The organism is Pantoea sp. RCC30.1, assembly GCF_058148845.1.
On sequence record NZ_JBXUHX010000021.1, the window covers coordinates 17,876 to 34,976 of the forward strand.

At 54.1% G+C, this 17,101-nt stretch carries 14 protein-coding genes; 9 read left to right on the forward strand and 5 right to left on the reverse strand.

Going from position 1 to position 17,101, the window contains the following annotated elements; genetic code table 11:
* The 5 genes from AC2LB6_RS17385 (at position 1) to AC2LB6_RS17405 (ending at position 5,937) form a co-directional block, all read left to right on the forward strand.
* The gene (locus tag AC2LB6_RS17385) at positions 1 to 1,107 is read left to right on the forward strand and encodes an ABC transporter permease (protein WP_490094426.1); all 1,107 of its coding nucleotides are present in this window, start codon (positions 1 to 3) and stop codon (positions 1,105 to 1,107) included.
* Between the two features lie 133 nt (positions 1,108 to 1,240).
* Positions 1,241 to 2,071 carry a transketolase gene (locus AC2LB6_RS17390; RefSeq protein WP_490094427.1) on the forward strand — a complete coding sequence of 277 codons (831 nt, stop codon included), beginning with the start codon at positions 1,241 to 1,243 and terminating at the stop codon, positions 2,069 to 2,071.
* Complete coding sequence (locus AC2LB6_RS17395) at positions 2,064 to 3,008, forward strand: transketolase family protein (RefSeq protein WP_490094428.1); 945 nt, start codon at positions 2,064 to 2,066, stop codon at positions 3,006 to 3,008. The genes AC2LB6_RS17390 and AC2LB6_RS17395 overlap by 8 nt, the downstream gene beginning before the upstream one ends.
* A gap of 2 nt (positions 3,009 to 3,010) precedes the next feature.
* Positions 3,011 to 4,498, forward strand: a complete 1,488-nt coding sequence (locus AC2LB6_RS17400; protein WP_490094429.1) for an FGGY family carbohydrate kinase — start codon at positions 3,011 to 3,013, stop codon at positions 4,496 to 4,498.
* 20 nt (positions 4,499 to 4,518) lie between these two features.
* A complete protein-coding gene (locus AC2LB6_RS17405; protein WP_490094430.1) occupies positions 4,519 to 5,937 on the forward strand; it encodes an L-fucose/L-arabinose isomerase family protein in 1,419 nt (472 codons plus the stop codon).
* Positions 5,938 to 5,988: 51 nt separating this feature from the next.
* On the opposite strand, the gene AC2LB6_RS17410 is transcribed toward AC2LB6_RS17405, so the two are convergent.
* Positions 5,989 to 7,119 (reverse strand): mechanosensitive ion channel family protein, encoded by a 1,131-nt coding sequence (locus AC2LB6_RS17410; protein ID WP_490094431.1) that lies wholly within the window; start codon positions 7,117 to 7,119, stop codon positions 5,989 to 5,991.
* A 96-nt stretch (positions 7,120 to 7,215) separates the two neighbouring features.
* Positions 7,216 to 7,950 (reverse strand): flagellar brake protein, encoded by a 735-nt coding sequence (locus tag AC2LB6_RS17415; protein WP_490094432.1) that lies wholly within the window; start codon positions 7,948 to 7,950, stop codon positions 7,216 to 7,218.
* A gap of 210 nt (positions 7,951 to 8,160) precedes the next feature.
* On the opposite strand from AC2LB6_RS17415, the gene AC2LB6_RS17420 reads away from it, so the two are divergent.
* Positions 8,161 to 8,409, forward strand: a complete 249-nt coding sequence (locus tag AC2LB6_RS17420; RefSeq protein WP_013357556.1) for a GlsB/YeaQ/YmgE family stress response membrane protein — start codon at positions 8,161 to 8,163, stop codon at positions 8,407 to 8,409.
* Between the two features lie 67 nt (positions 8,410 to 8,476).
* Here the strand turns inward: AC2LB6_RS17420 and AC2LB6_RS17425 are convergent, their stop codons facing one another.
* Both AC2LB6_RS17425 and treA read right to left on the reverse strand, forming a co-directional pair.
* Complete coding sequence (locus tag AC2LB6_RS17425; protein ID WP_490094433.1) at positions 8,477 to 10,576, reverse strand: TonB-dependent siderophore receptor; 2,100 nt, start codon at positions 10,574 to 10,576, stop codon at positions 8,477 to 8,479.
* A 191-nt stretch (positions 10,577 to 10,767) separates the two neighbouring features.
* On the reverse strand, positions 10,768 to 12,453 hold the full coding sequence (gene treA, locus AC2LB6_RS17430) for an alpha,alpha-trehalase TreA (RefSeq protein WP_490094434.1): 1,686 nt from the start codon (positions 12,451 to 12,453) through the stop codon (positions 10,768 to 10,770).
* A gap of 210 nt (positions 12,454 to 12,663) precedes the next feature.
* Between treA and ghrA the strand changes: the two genes are divergently transcribed.
* The 3 genes from ghrA to AC2LB6_RS17445 all read left to right on the forward strand — a co-directional run bounded on the left by ghrA (position 12,664) and on the right by AC2LB6_RS17445 (position 15,930).
* Positions 12,664 to 13,605, forward strand: a complete 942-nt coding sequence (ghrA, locus tag AC2LB6_RS17435) for a glyoxylate/hydroxypyruvate reductase GhrA (protein ID WP_490094435.1) — start codon at positions 12,664 to 12,666, stop codon at positions 13,603 to 13,605.
* A 39-nt stretch (positions 13,606 to 13,644) separates the two neighbouring features.
* Positions 13,645 to 14,382, forward strand: coding sequence for a phosphatase (locus tag AC2LB6_RS17440; RefSeq protein WP_490094436.1), 738 nt, complete (start codon positions 13,645 to 13,647; stop codon positions 14,380 to 14,382).
* A gap of 705 nt (positions 14,383 to 15,087) precedes the next feature.
* Entirely contained in the window at positions 15,088 to 15,930 is an 843-nt protein-coding gene (locus AC2LB6_RS17445; protein WP_490094437.1) for a hypothetical protein, read from the forward strand.
* A gap of 55 nt (positions 15,931 to 15,985) precedes the next feature.
* Here the strand turns inward: AC2LB6_RS17445 and AC2LB6_RS17450 are convergent, their stop codons facing one another.
* Positions 15,986 to 16,978 (reverse strand): hypothetical protein, encoded by a 993-nt coding sequence (locus AC2LB6_RS17450; RefSeq protein ID WP_490094438.1) that lies wholly within the window; start codon positions 16,976 to 16,978, stop codon positions 15,986 to 15,988.
* Positions 16,979 to 17,101 lie beyond the last annotated feature (123 nt).

Here is a 17,101-nt window from a genome sequence, read left to right on the forward strand (position 1 = left end):
ATGAAAAGCAATAACAGCGTCGCGCTGAACACACGTCCGGCTAAAGCGTTCAGTTCACGTGAAAGCATTCTGCTGCTGCTTCTGAAACTGCGCACTTTTATTGCGCTGATTCTGATCGTTGGCTTCTTCGCCATCACCGTGCCGGACTTTCTCGCCACCAGCAGTCTGGTGATCATGGTGAAACACATCGCCATCAACGCCTTTCTGGCGCTGGGCATCACCTTTGTCATCATCACCGCGGGAATTGATCTGTCTATTGGGGCGACGCTGGGGCTGTGCGGCATGGTCGCCGGCTGGATGATCACCAAAGGGATTGTGCTGCCGATGTTTGGCATCGCTATCTTCCCCAGCGTCTGGGTGATTGTGCCGGTGGTGCTGATAATCGGGGCGCTGATTGGCGCGGGCAACGGCTGGATCATTACCCGCTACAACGTCGCTCCCTTTATCTGCACCCTGGGTACCATGTACATCCTGCGCGGCGCGGCGATGCTCACCTCCGGCGGCGAGACCTTTCCCGGTTTGCAGGGCAATCCGCTGCTGGGCAACACCGGCTTTGATCGCATTGGTGCCGGGACCTTTCTCGGACTGCCTTACGCCATCTGGATGATGGTGGTGCTGGCGCTGGTCATCGCCTATATCGCCCGTCGCCTGCCGTTTGGCCGCCAGGTTTATGCCATCGGTGACAACGAGCGCGCCGCTGAACTGTCGGGCGTGAAAACCCGGCAGGTGAAAATCCTGGTCTACACCCTGTCGGGCTTCTGCGCGGCGATTGCGGGCATCGTGGTCTCCTCCCAACTGGTCGCCAGCCATCCGGCGAACGGCACCGCGTTTGAGATGAATGCGATTGCCGCCGTGGTGCTGGGTGGCACCTCGCTGGCGGGCGGGCGCGGCACCATTGTCGGTACACTGATTGGCGCGTTCGTCATTGGTTTCCTGGCGGATGGTCTGATCATGATGGGTGTCAGTGAATTCTGGCAGATGGTGATTAAAGGCATCGTCATCATCATCGCGGTCATTATCGACCAGACCCAGAGCCGGATGCAGCAGAAGGCAGCGGTCGTGGCTCAGAAAGCGTTAATCGAGGAGGGAGCACCAGCTAAACCCTAATGGCACTTAACCGGGCTGGTCGTGCTGGTGAGCAGAGAACGGGTTGTCCGGATTAACGGGGAGTTTTGCGGACAAAATTTTTTAACCACTATGAATATATATTCATAACCGATTTAAAATTCAGAGGTAGTGTATGAATCCTTTCAATCTTCCGGTCGATGACCTTGAGCGTCGGGCTCGGGCTATCCGCCGCCGCATCATCCAGCTTAACGCGGGCAGTCCGGCTGGCGGTCATACCGGCGCTGATCTGTCGCAGGTAGAGATCCTCACCGCGCTCTACTTCCGCATTCTGAACTGCGCGCCGGATCGCACGGATGACAATCAGCGTGACATCTACATCCAGTCAAAAGGGCACGCGGTGGGCGGCTACTACTGCGTGCTGGCGGAAGCGGGCTACTTTCCGACTGACTGGCTGGCAACCTATCAGCATGCTGACTCGCATCTGCCCGGCCATCCGGTTCGGCAGAAAACGCCGGGTGTCGAGCTGAACACCGGCGCGCTGGGTCATGGACTGCCGGTGGCGGTGGGCATCGCTATCGCGGCGAAAAAAGATAACAGTTCGCGCCGCATCTTTGTGGTCACCGGCGATGGTGAGCTGGCGGAAGGCAGCAACTGGGAAGCGGCACTGGTCGCGGCGCATTACGGTCTCGACAATCTGATCATCATCACTGACAAGAACAAGCTGCAGTTGGCGGGTGCAACCCGCGACATCATGAACACCGATCCGCTGCCGGAGAAATGGCGCGCCTTTGGGCTGGAGGTTACCGAGTGCAACGGCAATGACATGGCAGCCGTCGTCGACACCATTGAAAACCTGCCGAAGAACGGCAAACCACAGGTCATTGTCGCGCATACCGAGAAGGGATTTGGCGTTTCCTTTATCCAGAGCAAGGCGGAATGGCATCACCGGGTGCCGAAAGGCGAAGAGATCGCGCAGGCACTGGAGGAACTGAAAGATGAGTAATGCACAACATTTAGCAAGCGTCATGGTCACGGCTTTCATCGACGCGGTAAATCGCGGCGTGGATCTGGTGCCGGTGGTGGCCGACTCTACCTCCACCGCCAAAATCGCCCCCTTTATCAAAGCGTTTCCCGACCGGCTGATTAACGTCGGCATCGCCGAGCAGACGCTGGTGGGCACGGCGGCCGGTCTGGCGCTGGGCGGCAAAGTCGCGGTGACCTGTAACGCCGCGCCGTTTCTGGTGTCTCGCGCCAATGAGCAGGTCAAAGTCGATGTCTGCTACAACAACACCAACGTCAAACTGTTCGGGCTGAATTCCGGAGCCAGCTATGGTCCGTTAGCCAGCACTCACCACAGCATTGATGACATCGCGGTGATGCGCGGATTCGGCAACATCGAGATCTATGCACCTTCGTGTCCGCTGGAGTGCCGCCAGATCATTGACTATGCCCTTGAGCACGTCGGGCCGGTCTATATCCGTCTGGATGGCAAAGATCTGCCGCAGCTGCACGATGAAAGCTATCAGTTCAGGCCGGGCGCGATCGATGTGCTGCGTGAAGGTAGCGATATCGCGCTGGTGGCGATGGGTTCGACGGTTCACGAGGTGGTTCACGCCGCTGAGCAACTGGCTGAACAGGGCATTTCAGCCGGTGTGATCGCGGTTCCATCGATTCGACCCTGTGATACCCAACAGCTGCGCAACCTGTTAAATCACTACCCAGCGGTGATTACCGTAGAGGAGCACAACGTCAATGGCGGCGTCGGCAGCCTGGTAGCTGAAGTGCTGGCGGAAGGCGGCTGCGGCATCCGGCTATTACGGCTCGGCATTCCGGATGGGGAATATGCGATTGCAGGCGATCGCGCCTCGACCCGCGCTCATCATGGCATTGATGCCCGCAGCGTGGTCAACAGTGCAGCGCGCATCTGCGCAGGAGCATAAAAATGGTGGGACCTCTGATTCTGGCGATCGACGAAGGCACCACCAATGCTAAGGCGATTGCGGTTGATCGCGATGGCCGGGTGGTGGCGCGTGGCAGCCAGAGTTTAACCCTGCAACATCCGCAGCCCGGACTGGCCGAGCAGGATCCCATGGCGATCTGGCAGGCGGTAAAACAGGCGATCACCCACTGCCTGGCAGATTGCGGCGGTGCACCTGTGGCAGCCGTGGCGATCAGTAATCAGCGTGAATCGGTATTAATCTGGCAGCGGCGAGATGGTCAGCCGCTGACGCCGCTGGTGAGCTGGCAGGATCGACGCTCCGAGTCATTCTGTCGCGATCTGCGTCAGGCGGGCAAAGCGCCACGCATCACCGGCTTGACCGGCCTGGCCGTTGACCCGATGTTTCCGGCCGCCAAGCTGACCGGCATGCTGGCCGTCATTCCGGACGGCGTGGCGCGGGCCGCTGCCGGTGAGCTGTGTATCGGAACGGTTGACAGCTGGCTCAGCTGGCAGCTCAGCGCGGGCGAAGTCTTTATTACCGATCATGCCAACGCCTCCCGCACGCAGCTCTACAGCCTGCACCTCAATGACTGGGATGACGAGCTGCTGGCGCTGTTTCAACTGCCACGCGCCGCACTGCCGTGCATCACCTCCTCAGCCAGTGAACAGGGCGTGGTGGCGGTGAGCGATATTCCCGGCTTAGCGCCAGGCACACCGATTCTGGCGCGTATTGGTGACTCCCACGCGGCCCTGCAGGCGCAGCGGCGTGGCGAGTCTGAAGTGGTAAAAGCCACTTACGGCACCGGATCTTCACTGATGATGTCCATGGCGACGCCACTGCTGACGGAAAATGGCCTCAGCACCACGGTGGCGTGGCACGACGGCACGCTGCGCTATGCGTTTGAAGGCAACATCACCCACACCGGTTCCGGTGCTGCCTGGCTGGGCAAACTGCTTGGGGTGCAGGATCCGCGCGAGCTGACCGCAATGGCGCAGCGCTGCGATGACAATCAGGGCATCTATTTTGTCCCGGCGCTTTCTGGCCTGGGCGCGCCCTGGTGGGATCTGCAGGCGCGCGGCATGGTGTGCGGGCTGACGGATGCTGCATCACCCGACGTGCTGGCGCGGGTGGCGCTGGAGTCGATCGTCTGGCAAATCGCCGACGTCTTTTTTGCGATGGAGCAGGCCAGCGGCCAGCAGCTTCCGGCGCTCTGTGTGGATGGCAGCGCCACTGAAAATAGCTGGCTGATGCAGCTACAGGCGGATGTGTTACAACGACCGCTGCAGCGGGTACCCACCGCCGAAGTTTCCGCGCTGGGTGCGGCATTGCTGGCAGGCAAAGTGCTGGGATGGTGGCAGCAGGGCAGTGATATGCAGGCGCTGCAGGGCGGCAGCGTCATCATGCCGCGCCAGGAGAACGCGCAGCGTATGCAGGAAAACTATAAAGGCTGGATCGACGCCGTTGCACGCTGTCGTTATCAGCCACATTAATTCTTATCCGGAGCAGAGCCATGTCAACACTTCCTCAGCAGTTAACCTTCGGTGTCATTATTGGCAACCGGGGTTTTTTCCCCAGCTATCTGGTGGGTGAGGCGCGCCAGCAGGCGGTCGCGCTGTTTGAAAAGATGAACATCAATACGGTCATGCTGGATGAAACCCAGACCAATCTGGGCGGCGTCGAGACGCGGCAGGAGGCGAAAACCTGCGCCGCACTGTTTCGCCAGCACCGGGAGAAAATCCACGGCATTGTGGTGTTGCTGCCTAACTTTGGCGATGAAAAGGCCATTGCCGAGGCGCTGCGTCTGGCCGGGCTGAATGTGCCGGTGCTGGTGCAGGCGGAAGAGGACAACCTGGATAAAATGGGGCTGGCGACCCGCCGCGACAGCTTCTGCGGCAAAATTTCGCTCTGCAATAACCTGCGCCAATATGGCATCCCGTTTACCCTGACCCGCCAGCACGTCTGTGCCCTGAGCGGTGAGGTCTTTATGCAGGACCTGCAGCGGTTCAGCCAGCTTTGTCGGGTAGTAAATGCCATGCGCCGGGTACGCGTCGGGGCGATTGGTGCCCGTCCCGCTGGATTCAACACCGTGCGCTACAGCGAAAAGCTGCTGGAGAAGATGGGCATCGCGGTAGAAACCCTGGATTTATCGGAGATCTTCACCCGCACCAACCGGCTGCGCGATGACGATATCCGCGTAGCCGGGAAGCGTGAGATCCTGGAGGCTAACGCCGATGCGCGCGGCATTCCGGGCGACAAACTGGTGACCATGGCCAAACTGTTTGTGGTGATCAGCGAGTGGATCAGCGACAACGATATCGATACCACCGCCATTCAGTGCTGGACCTCGCTGCAGGAGAATCTGGGGATCAACGTCTGCTCAATCATGAGCGTGATGTCAGGGCAGCTGATGCCCAGCGCCTGCGAAGTGGATGTGATGGGGGCGCTGTCGATGTATGCGCTCGCCAGCTGTTCGCTGAGTCCCGCTTCGCTGGCGGACTGGAACAACAACTTTGGCGATGAACGGGACAAATGCGTGCTGTTTCACTGCGGCAACTTCGCCAGTGCCAGCCTGGAGTCACCGACCATGGGCACGGCGGATATCATCGGCACCACTGTGGGCAAAGAGAACACCTGCGGCGCAGTGCATGGCCGGATGAAGCAGGGCGATCTGACCTATTTCCGCCTCTCAACCGACGACTTCAGCGGCGAAATAAAAGCCTATGTGGGTGAGGGGATGTCTGTCACCGATCCGCTGGACACGGTGGGCTGTCGTGCGGTGATTCAGGTGCCGCAGCTTGAGGCGCTGCTGGCGTGGATCTGCCGGAATGGCTTCGAGCATCATGTGGCGATGAATCACTCTGCCACGGCGGGGGTGTTGCAGGAGGCGTTCAGTGAATATCTCGGCGTGAGCTGCTATCGGCATCAGTAGGCGGTAAGACTGAATGCCCGCTCTCCCTTAAACAGAGGAGCGGGCACAGACTTAACGCGCCATTCTGCGCACCTCATCATCTTCATTCTGCACCGCCACCAGATCTACCGGTGGCAGATTGCCGCCGCTGAATTCCACCTGACGAATCGGGAAGGCGAAGCGGATGTTGCGCTCTTCCAGCGCCGCCATCAGTTGCAGGTTAATCTCCTGCTGGATGTCCATGTATTTGTTGTAATCCGCATCCAGCACAAAATAGACCACTTCGAAGGTCAGTTTTGAGTCCTCGAAAGCCAGGAAGTGGGCGCGGTCAAAACGGGTGGTCTCAACGCCCTGAATAATCTCTTTCACCAGCGGGCTGATCTCTCTGACCTGCTCAGACGGTGTGGCGTAGCTGATACCAAACTTAAAGACGATGCGGCGCTGCTGCATGCGCTTGTAGTTGTGGATGGTCTGCTGCAACAGAATGGTGTTCGAGCAGACGATCTGCTCACCGCTCAGACTACGCAGGCGGGTGGTTTTCAGGCCAATATGCTCGATGGAACCGGCAATATCACCAAACACAATAAAATCGCCATGCTCAAACGGCTTATCGAAGCCTATCGCCAGCGACGCAAAGACATCACTCAGCACGGTCTGAATCGCCAGCGCAATCGCAATACCGCCGACCCCCAGGCTGGCAACCAGCGCGGTAATGTTGATACCCATGTTTGACAGAATCGCCAGGAACATCATGATCCAGACCACCACCCGCAGCAGGATCCCCAGAATCACCGTCGTCACCGGGTTACGCACATGCAGCGGATCGCGCAGCAGGCTTTTCAGCCATAGCCGGATGCCGCAGTCGATCCACAGCGCGAGCTGCACAATCAGCGCAAGGAACCAGCCGTGCGCGATGGTCACGCTCCAGGAGGCGGGCAGATCAACAAACTTCAGGGCAATCAGCAGCGAAAAGATCAGCAGCAGGGTCTGGCTGGTACTGCGCAGTATCTCCACCAGAATCGCGGTGGCGCGGACATGACGATGTTCGCTGTAAAGGGCAATCCGGTTGGAGATAAAGCGAATCAGGGTACGTAGTACCCAGTAAATCACCAGGGTGGCGACCACCACGATAGCGCTGTTGAGCCAGAGTTCCTGATTAAAAAAGAGGGATTGAAAACGACGTGAAGAGAGCCAGTTTTCCATTGGGGAGGATCTCCTTGCTGGGTTCCGGTTTAAAAGAAAACAAGCAAGAAGCATAGCCTGGATGCGGTCCACCTGTGTGGCGCATCCGTAAAGCGGTTACTGGAAGCGGGTCGATTTATCGCGCGCCAGGCGCTCAAGGGCAAAAATAATCTGCTGAAGCTGCCGCTCCTGCGCCGGGTTCAGCGTGGCAAACCGGAAGCTCAGGCGGGGTGTAATCAGGGTTTCATTTTTGCGGGTGACGACACAGCGCTCGCCAATATTCAGCAACTTTACCGGCACTTCAAAAATGCCATAATCGCCCAGCTCGACCCGGAACGGATTGAAGCTGTCGCCATTCTGCAATCCTTCCGGCAGCGGTTCATCCACCAGCACGCCAAGACCGCCCAGGGAGAGATCCTGTAACCGCAGGCGCGTTTTACGGCCATCCGGCCACACGGTGTGACACCAGAACTGCGGCTCCATTGGGGCGCAGACCCGGAAAAATTCCCGACGCTGAATCTGCCACAGCAGGTCCGGCAGCGGCGCGCTGAAAGCGGGTAAGCCTTCAAAATCTATGCGTTCCAGTGAGGCGAGGCTGAACTCCACCTTCGCACCGAAAGTTTCAGCGGTGATACTGAGATCGTCGCTGGTCAGGGCATAGTCGTTATCCAGGTTATTACTGCCGAGGTCAAACACCAGGCGATCTTTATCGGCAGTCAGCATCCGGCTGATAAACTGCCCGCGCGGAAAGCGCACCAGTAATGGCGTCTGCAATCGCAGCAGATCTTTCATAACGCCCAGAACCGCCAGCGTGCCACGTTTTAGATATTGTTCCTGGTCGGCTTCTTTCACGTCCTGCTCCACAAGGGGGTTACTGTTTTTATGCTGTTTTTTTGTCTCGTTTCGGTTATCGGCGCGACTAAAAAAAGCTTTAATTTGCCCTTCATGAATAATAACTGTGAGCAGGCAGGCAATTTTCAAAAAGCTGGCTATAATTATCGCGGTAAACCGCTTGATAAATCAGGCGTTCACGATTTAATCATAAAAAGGAAGGAGCAACAGATGGGTATTATTTCCTGGATCGTCTTTGGCTTAATCGCGGGTATTCTGGCGAAGTGGATTATGCCGGGTAAAGACGGTGGCGGTTTCATTCTGACTATCGTGCTGGGTATTATCGGTGCCGTAGTTGGTGGCTGGATCAGTACGCTGTTTGGCTTCGGCCGCGTCGATGGGTTTAACTTCGGTAGTTTTGTTGTCGCAGTGATCGGTGCCATCGTGGTGCTGTTCGTTTACCGCAAAGTACGCAGTTAACCGAAACAGTTTCAACAGAAAAGGGGACGAAGCGATTCGTCCCCTTTTTTTATCTTTTACTCTGCTATCAGAAGTCGTAACCGACTGTTGCCATCACGCTGCGTTCCGCGCCCCAGTAGCAATAGCCCGTGCCGTAACAGCCCGCCACATAGGTGCGGTCGGTCAGGTTATTGGCGTTGACCTGCACCCATGCGCCTTTCAGGCTGCTGTTCCAGACGCCCAGATCGGCCCGCACTGACGCATCAAACAGCGTCACAGACGGCACGCGCGTGGTGTTCTGGTTGTCTGCCCACTGTTTGCCGATGTAACGCACACCTGCACCTGCACTCAGACCGTAATCAAACTGATAATGACCCCAGAGTGCAGCCATGCTGTTGGGGGTGACATACGGCGTATGCCCACTGTTGCCATCCACCGACTCTTTAAAGCGCAGATGATTCAGCGTATAGCTCGCCACGGTGCTCAGACGCGGGGTTAACTGGTTACGCGCTTCCAGCTCAATACCCTGTGAATGGACTTTGCCCGATGGCGAATAAGTTGCTGTCAGCACGTTGCGGTTTGCCACATCTTTCTGCGTCAGATCATAGACCGCCACGCTGTAGAGATCGCGTGTGCCCACCGGCTGATATTTCACCCCGGCTTCATACTGCTCGGCAGTGGTCGGCTTCAGCAGATTATTATTGGGATCGGTGAGCGCGGTTGGGGTAATCGCCTGGCTCCAGCTCACATAAGGCGAAATGCCGTTGTCGAAGGCATAAAGCAGCGCGGCGCGACCACTGATGTGATCATCCTGACGACGATCGCTGCCGCTGTTATTGGCGACGATACGGTCATAACGGCCGGAGAGATCCAGATGCCAGCGATCCAGCTTCATCTCATCCTGCAGATAGAGGCCGGTCTGATAGTAGCGACGGGTTTTATCCGCCCAGGTGTAATCCGGCATCTCACCCACCTGCTCGCCGGTCACGGCATTAAGCTGGCTGGCCGAACCGCCCGCCGCGCTGATCTCATTTTTGTAACGATGATACTCAGCACCCAGCGTGACGCGGTGCTCCAGTTCGCCGGTGTTGAACTCTGCCTGTAAGCGGTTATCTGTGGACCAGGCGGAGAGTGATGAGCGCTCGCCAGAGTAGTAGCGGTTCAGCAGATCGGGATTATTTTTATCCCAGCCAACCTGATAGACCTGATCGAGATCGACATTTGAGTGGCTGTAGCTGCCGGTCGAGGAGAACGACCAGACGTCGTTAAAGCGATGGGCGAAATCGAAGCTGTAGATCTGTTCGTGGCGCTTGAACTGATCGAGATCGCTGTTGCCCTCATAAAAGCCGTTGCTCAGCTTGTAGCCGTTGTGTTCGGTGAGGCTGCCGTCTCCCGGTACAGAACCGTGATAGCCGCCTGATGGATCTTTCTGCAGATAGGCTTTCAGGATCAGATGGGTATCTTCATCCGGCTGCCACATCAGTTGCGGCATCAGCGCATATTTCTCTTCGCGCGTGTGATCGTACTGGGTATCGCTGTTGCGGGTCACGCCGGTCAGGCGAAACGCCCACTGGTCGTTGATCGCATTGGTGTAGTCAAACATCGTGCCGGTGGTGGCGTTGCTGCCCGCCTGCAATTGAATATGACCCTCTTCCGCGAACTGAGGACGCTTGGTCACCATGTTCACCAGTCCACCCGGCACCGTCTGACCATAGAGCGCAGAAGAGGGGCCTTTGATCACGTCGATGCGCTCAAGGAAGGCGTTATCCACCTGCAATACGTTGAAACTGCCGCCGTCGCTCATCACCCGCATACCATCGAGGAAGGTGTTATCGACATCGCCACCGTGGAAGCCACGCAGGGCAATAGTGTCATAACGGGTAGCCGCACCACCAAAGTTGGTGAAGACACCAGAGCTGTAGCCCAGCGCCTGATTCAGGGTCAGTGCGCCCTGATCCTGCATCTGCTGGCGGGTGACTACAGATATCGATTGCGGCGTGGTAATCAGCGAACGATCGCTTTTGGTTGCGCCCTGGCTGGTGGTCGCCAGATAGCCCTGGGTCGGCGAGGTCGAATCTTCCTGCGGTTGGGCCGTGACCACCATATCGGCAGCATAACTCAGAGCAGGCGCGGTCAGCGCCAGGATGCAGAGGCGAATATGACCTTTCAGCGACAATGACAGTTTCATCAAAATTCCTTTCTTGGCAAAGGTTCAGGCAGGTGAATAAAATTATTGATAGGCAATCTCATTATCATAATGAGAACTATTACCTTTTGTAAATTGGCTGCAATTTTGCCTGTTGATGTAAGAAGGTCAAGTAAAATTCGCTGAAATGGGGTGCGGATACCTCCGGCGGGGCCAGAGGTATCCAGAGTGGATCAGTTTTGCGAAGCAGACGCCTGAGGAATATCGTGGGCGCTGTTACAGGTTTTATCTTTCGGGCAGTACTTATCCAGCAGTTTCAGCGTGACGCCGTTGGTCCAGCCAAAGCCATCCTGCAGCGGATACTCACCGCCGCCACCGCCGCCGAGATTTTTGCCATCTACGACATACTTCTCAACCAGTTTATGCTCACGGTCATAGGTGTTCTGGACGTTTTGCAGGAAGCGTAAGCCTACCTCTTTCGCCAGTTTCGGCTGGTTGTAGTGCTCCAGACCTTCCACGGCAACCCACTGAAGCGGTGCCCAGCCATTCGGTGCATCCCACTGCTGGCCGTTGTTCACGGTGGTGGTCACCAGACCGCCTGGTTTCAGCAGCTGTTTTTCGACCGCGCTGGCGGTGCTTTCAGCCTGCCTGTCACTGGCGACCTGCAGATAGAGCGGGAACAACGCGGCGGCAGTCAACTGCGGATGGACCTGCTTTTTCTGCCAGTCATAGTCAGCGTACCAGTTCTGTTTGCTGTCCCACAGATAGCGATTGATTGCCGCCTGGCGCTTCTCCGCGCGATCGGCAAACTGCTTCGCCAGATCGCTCTGCTTGTTCATCTGGTAGCCTTTCGACAGCGTCTGCTCCAGATGGAACATCAGGCTGTTAAGGTCAACCGGGGCCAGCTGTGTGGTGCGGATTGTCGACAGATTGTGCGCATCGGTAAACCAGCGCGAACTGAAATCCCAGCCCGACGCCGCACCGGAACGCAGCTCGCGATAGAGTTCAGCTTTGTTGCGCTGCGACGCTTTCTGCGCGGTAGCAATGTCATCCATCCAGGATTCTGTACGTGGCACGTCGCGTGCATCCCAGTAGCGGTTGAGCAGCGTACCGTCCGCCAGCTTAATCACCCGCTTGCTGGCTCCACCGGCCGCCACTTTATCGCTGTCGGCCATCCAGTAGTCATACTCTTTCTGCAACTGCGGCAGGTAGCGGGTATAGGCTTTACCGTCATCGTGCGTCGCCAGCAGATCGACCATCAGGCTGAAGAACGGCGGCTGTGAACGACTAAGGTAGTAGCTGCGGTTGCCGTTGGGGATGTGGCCATAACGGTCAAGGAGTGAGGCGAAGTTATCCGTCATATCCTGCACTTTGTCCCAGTGTCCGCTCTCGGCCAGCCCCAGCATGGTGAAGTAGCTGTCCCAGTAATAGACTTCGCGGAAACGCCCGCCTGGCACCACATAGGGCTTAGGCAAAGGCAGCAGCGAATCATACTGACCAGCGCTACTGGTGGTGCGGGTCAGCACTGGCCACAGGCCATCAATGTGTTCACGCAGGTTTTGTCCGGCGGGCGGCACATATTTGTCACCGGCAGCGGGCAGGGTAAAGTTGGTATCAACAAAATGCTTCAGATCGAAGTTGCGTTGTTTCTTCTGCATCTGCCAGTCGGCAAGAATCGAGGCGGGATCGAATTTCGGTACCGCATCCGCAAAGGTCTTTTGATCGGGATAGAACTTCGCCTGTTGCACGGCGTTAAACAGCGGCCCTAAACGAACGTCCGGCGGCTGCGGCTGATTATTCAGCATGCGGCTGTTGTCGTCGGCATGGGTGGTGAAAGCGGGTACGCTCAGCAGCAACGAGAGCAGAAAGGGCGCATAACGCTGACGCCGTGAGTCGGCGTTTACCTCAATTTTTGTCATCGGTTTTTCTCCTTGTCCGAAATGCGGCCGCGCGTAACGCATTGACCACAGGACCAACTTTAGACCTTATCTGACCACTTCACCCTGAAGCGAGCCGGAAATGTGAAGCCACGGGAATTATTTTTATGGAAAAAACCGCTTTATCACGCCGGTTTTTTCTTGCTCTCACTCCGCTTTTCCCTGACGCTGAAAGAAAAAAAGGAGAGCAGGATGGAGATCATCTGGTATCACCCGTCGCAGTCTGCAGCGGCCTGGATTAACGGTTTACAACAGCGTCTGCCCCTGGCGCGGGTGCGTGCCTGGCAGCCAGGCGACGACGGTCCGGCTGATTACGCGCTGGTCCGTTCCCCGCCCGCAGAGATGCTGCAGGGACGCGCCACGCTGCGCGGCGTCTTTGCGCTGGGTGCAGGCGTTGACGAGATTCTGAAACAGCTGCAGCAGCATCCTGAGATGCTGCCCGAGAGCGTGCCGCTTTACCGGCTGGAAGATACCGGGATGGCGCGGCAGATGCAGGAGTATGCGGTGCATAGCGTGCTGAGCTGGTTCCGTCGTTTTGACGACTACCGTCTTCAGCAGCAGCAACAGTGCTGGCAGCCTCTGCCCGCTTACACGCGTGAAGAGTTCACCATCGGCATCCTGGGCGCGGGCGTACTGGGACAAAGCGTGGTGGAGAGCCTGAAACCCTGGGGATTCCCGCTGCGCGTCTGGAGCCGCTCACCGAAAGCGATCGACGGCGTGACCAGCTTTGCCGGACGCGATGCTTTGTCTGCCTTTCTGCAGGAGACGCGGGTGGTGATCAATCTGCTGCCAAGCACGCACGAGACCATCAATCTTATCGACCACCACTTTTTACAGCAACTGCCGCACGGCGCATTCTTCCTCAACATCGCGCGTGGCGCGCAGGTGGTGGAAGAAGATCTGCTGGCCGCGCTTAATAGCGGTCAGCTGAAAGCGGCGGCGCTGGATGTCTTTCAGGTTGAACCGCTGCCGGAGGCGCATCCGCTCTGGTCACATCCGCGTGTCACGATCACCCCCCATAATGCGGCGGTAACCTTGATCGACGAAGCTATCGACTACATCGCCCGCGCCATCCACCAGGATCAGGCAGGCGAGCCGCCGCAGGGCAGGGTGGATCGTCAGCGCGGCTATTAATGAACTAGCCCCGTCAGGGGCACTCAGCAGGAGAAGAGGATGTATCCGGTAGATCTGCATATGCACACCATCGCCAGCACGCATGCTTACAGCACGCTGCACGATTACGTGACTCAGGCGAAGCAAACCGGCCTGAAACTGTTTGCCATTACCGATCACGGCCCCGATATGGCCGACGCACCGCACTACTGGCATTTTATTAATATGCGCGTCTGGCCGCGCGTGATCGATGGCGTGGGGATTCTGCGCGGCATCGAAGCCAATATTAAAAACCAGCAGGGCGAGATCGACTGTTCCGGCCCGATGCTCGATGCGCTGGATTTGATCGTCGCCGGTTTTCACGAACCGGTTTATGCGCCGCGCGACAGAAAACATCACACTGATGCGATGATCGCCGCCATGGCAGGTGGGCTGGTTCATATCATCAGCCATCCGGGCAACCCGAAATTCCCGGTCGATATCCCGGCGATCGCCGAGGCCGCAGCGCACTATGACGTGGCGCTGGAGCTGAATAACTCCTCCTTTACGCACTCGCGTCCAGGCAGTGAACCGAACTGCCGGGCTATCGCCGCCGCCGTGCGTGATGCCGGAGGACGGCTGGCATTTGGCTCCGATTCCCACACGGCTTTCACGCTTGGAAATTTTGAACACTGCCTGCGCATCGCCCGCGAGGTGGATTTTCCTGAGGATCGGGTGTTAAATGTCACGCCGCGTCGTCTGCTCGACTTTCTGGAAATGCGTAGCGGCAAACCTATTGCTGAACTGGCTGACTTTTAATTTATTAGGACGGGAACTTATATGCCGCCAGACTTTCTGCACCAAGGTTAAGCGGTGGGTCTGAATTGTCTTTTTGGCGGCTGAGTTCCCGAATTGAATCTTCGCTTTTAGATTTGCAAAGGATAGTGATGATCTGTTCGTCGCAAAATTGCTTTCTCATGGAGATGTTCTCACATTGCTAATGAAGAAATGATTAACATAGAGATGCATTAATCAACGGTGAGCAGGTCACAGTTACCTTTTGTCAGGCTAGAGATTTCAGAAGACTTTGCAGGTTTGAGCCAGGGCATGAAAAACCCATTGATCAAAGGTCTTGTTGAGAAGCTGAACATACTCTGGTTAGACGATTTAGGTGCAGGTAACTCATCCATGGCTGCTGTCGTTACACAGTGCTAAGAGGTAGTTAAGCTTGATCGTAAGTTCTACAGGCAGGAAGTTGAGAAACCCACTTTCAGCACTCTCATTGCTAACATCAGAAGGTACCGTGACCGTGTTGTAGTAGAAGGCGTTGAGTACATTGAGGAATTGCCGATCCTGCTTGAAAGTGGGGTATGGGGCGTGCAGGGTTACCTATTCAGATCTGTTCCTTTGAGTAAAATTTCAACTCTATTATAAAAGTTAAGCCATCTATATGATGGTTTTCTAATTATATCTATCCTATTTGTCTAAATTCATTTAAAATTTATTTAAGTCATGATATGGAAGATGAAACCTATGTTTGGTGTGATTGTTTCAGATATCCTTTCAGCGATTGAAGCGATCAGGAAGCTTACATTGCGTGAAAGAAAGAACCGCCTTGGTTTTTATGGGTTAGTTATAATAATTCTTATTTTTTTATTTGTTTCTAAGTTTTCTGATGGTTCTCCTTCCTTTACGGATTGGATATCTGCTATTTCAGACTTCTCAATGGCATTAGCTGCTTTATGGGGCGTTTTGATTGCAAGGAACTGGTTAGCAGAATTGACAACTAAAGATGGATATCAAGCAGCTTTTAATATTAAGAATAAAACGATACCGTCCATTAACGATAATATCCAATCGGTAATTTACGTGAACGGATTCAGAGATGCACTTCCACCGCTCGGTAATTTTGAACGATTTAAGAAAAGCTATATAATGTTTGCTTCAGCAAACTTCAAAAGTTTTCTTGACGCTTACTTAAAACTTTTTGAAATTAATGGCGTTCTACACCGAGAATTGCATGAGCTAGAAACTTATGGTTGGAGAGTGAGAGAAGATAAGAAACATAGGTATGATGAAATTATCTATTTGACTCAAGAACATCTAAGATATTCTCATTACGTATCTGAGCACATGAGAAAATTCATGATAATTTTCTTCGGAACTTCTGAACCATCTAGGCTGACAGAAGAGCTTTTCTTAGATAATGCAGAGTTAAGTTATAACTCTTTAGATCAAGATTGGTTAGAGGAAATGAAACGAGATATGAGCAGTTATCAAATGAGCTTCAATATGTTAAAAGCGATTTTGGATAACTATCAGCATTCAGATCCTTTTATCGGTAAGCATTTTGAAAGGGTGTTTTAAATAAAATAAAGGCCGCTCACTAACGGCCTTTATTTTTTAAATAAATTATTTTGAATTAACCAAGGCTGTTTTTCTTAAATTTCATTACAGTTTTATTATATCTTACTTGACAATTGTCAAACCTGGCTCTAGTTAATCGTTCGATTTCATCCATTTTTGATCTGATTTGATGCTCTGAAGGATCTTGTGTGAATAGGGATAAAATCGTTCTTACAGTTAGTAATTTTTCTTTATTATTTGCACAGACGTAATATAAGTTTTCTAAACTTTGTTCAGCAGTAAAGCTTTCCGTATCGGCATAATATTTTTTGAAAAGTGATTCATGCTCAGAAAACTCTGCCAAACTTCTTACATAACCTTTTAACTTAGGCGTACCCAACTCTTCTATGTTGGAAGAACATGCTTCGTTAAATATAGCTTGAAGGTTTTCAAACTTTCCAATCAGGCTCTGTATTTCTTGAGCTGAAGGCAAAGGAGAAAACGTGCAAAGTTTCTCAATATACCAATTGCTTGTCATTCCTTTTTCACCTCTTGTATGACGTAATACGTCTACATTCAGGTCCCAATTTTTAGTCCTTTGTGCTTGATACAAATACACCAAAACTATGTCCGGGAAACCGTTATAGAGGATATCGGTTTTCTTTTTGAGGGATTTAGTGCTTTTAGTGAATTCAGAGAAATTACTGGAAAGTGATAAAAAGTTTTCTTTATAGCTAAGTAGTTTCTCAACATTTTCTCTTTTATCAATTTCTGCATCAATACGATTCTTTTCCTGAACGAAAAGCGTATCTTCTTTAAAATATTTCTCACCACAAATCCCACCAATTAGCCCTTCCTTGCCATCCTTGGTAAGGCCTACATATCCTCTTTGATGTTTTTGTCCACAGATTCCATGTTCTGTTTTGACCTGACATTGAACGCTTTCACCAAGATGATAACGGCCTATAAGCGAGCTAAAACTATCTACACTAATCTCCAAATTTGCTGAGAATTTTGGGCGAGAGGTAATCTGCTCGATGCTTGCAAAAGATTCTGAATGTTGAGTCATTTCATATCCTTATAAGTATTTGCTGTTTAAATGAACAGCGTGCTAAAGATACACCTCAAGGTTTTTTTGAGCAACGCTATTTCGCATAAAACATCAGCGAAATCCTAAAATTTTTTAATGTTT

Excerpts from the sequence above, each read along its gene's own strand:
- AC2LB6_RS17385 (WP_490094426.1), top strand. The coding sequence starts at position 1 with ATGAAAAGCAATAACAGCGTCGCGCTGAACACACGTCCGGCTAAAGCG.
- AC2LB6_RS17445 (WP_490094437.1), top strand. The coding sequence starts at position 15,088 with ATGAAACCTATGTTTGGTGTGATTGTTTCAGATATCCTTTCAGCGATT.
- AC2LB6_RS17410 (WP_490094431.1), bottom strand. The coding sequence starts at position 7,119 with ATGGAAAACTGGCTCTCTTCACGTCGTTTTCAATCCCTCTTTTTTAAT.
- AC2LB6_RS17450 (WP_490094438.1), bottom strand. The coding sequence starts at position 16,978 with ATGACTCAACATTCAGAATCTTTTGCAAGCATCGAGCAGATTACCTCT.
- AC2LB6_RS17405 (WP_490094430.1), top strand. The coding sequence starts at position 4,519 with ATGTCAACACTTCCTCAGCAGTTAACCTTCGGTGTCATTATTGGCAAC.
- ghrA (WP_490094435.1), top strand. The coding sequence starts at position 12,664 with ATGGAGATCATCTGGTATCACCCGTCGCAGTCTGCAGCGGCCTGGATT.
- treA (WP_490094434.1), bottom strand. The coding sequence starts at position 12,453 with ATGACAAAAATTGAGGTAAACGCCGACTCACGGCGTCAGCGTTATGCG.
- AC2LB6_RS17395 (WP_490094428.1), top strand. The coding sequence starts at position 2,064 with ATGAGTAATGCACAACATTTAGCAAGCGTCATGGTCACGGCTTTCATC.
- AC2LB6_RS17440 (WP_490094436.1), top strand. The coding sequence starts at position 13,645 with ATGTATCCGGTAGATCTGCATATGCACACCATCGCCAGCACGCATGCT.
- AC2LB6_RS17400 (WP_490094429.1), top strand. The coding sequence starts at position 3,011 with ATGGTGGGACCTCTGATTCTGGCGATCGACGAAGGCACCACCAATGCT.
- AC2LB6_RS17420 (WP_013357556.1), top strand. The coding sequence starts at position 8,161 with ATGGGTATTATTTCCTGGATCGTCTTTGGCTTAATCGCGGGTATTCTG.
- AC2LB6_RS17425 (WP_490094433.1), bottom strand. The coding sequence starts at position 10,576 with ATGAAACTGTCATTGTCGCTGAAAGGTCATATTCGCCTCTGCATCCTG.
- AC2LB6_RS17390 (WP_490094427.1), top strand. The coding sequence starts at position 1,241 with ATGAATCCTTTCAATCTTCCGGTCGATGACCTTGAGCGTCGGGCTCGG.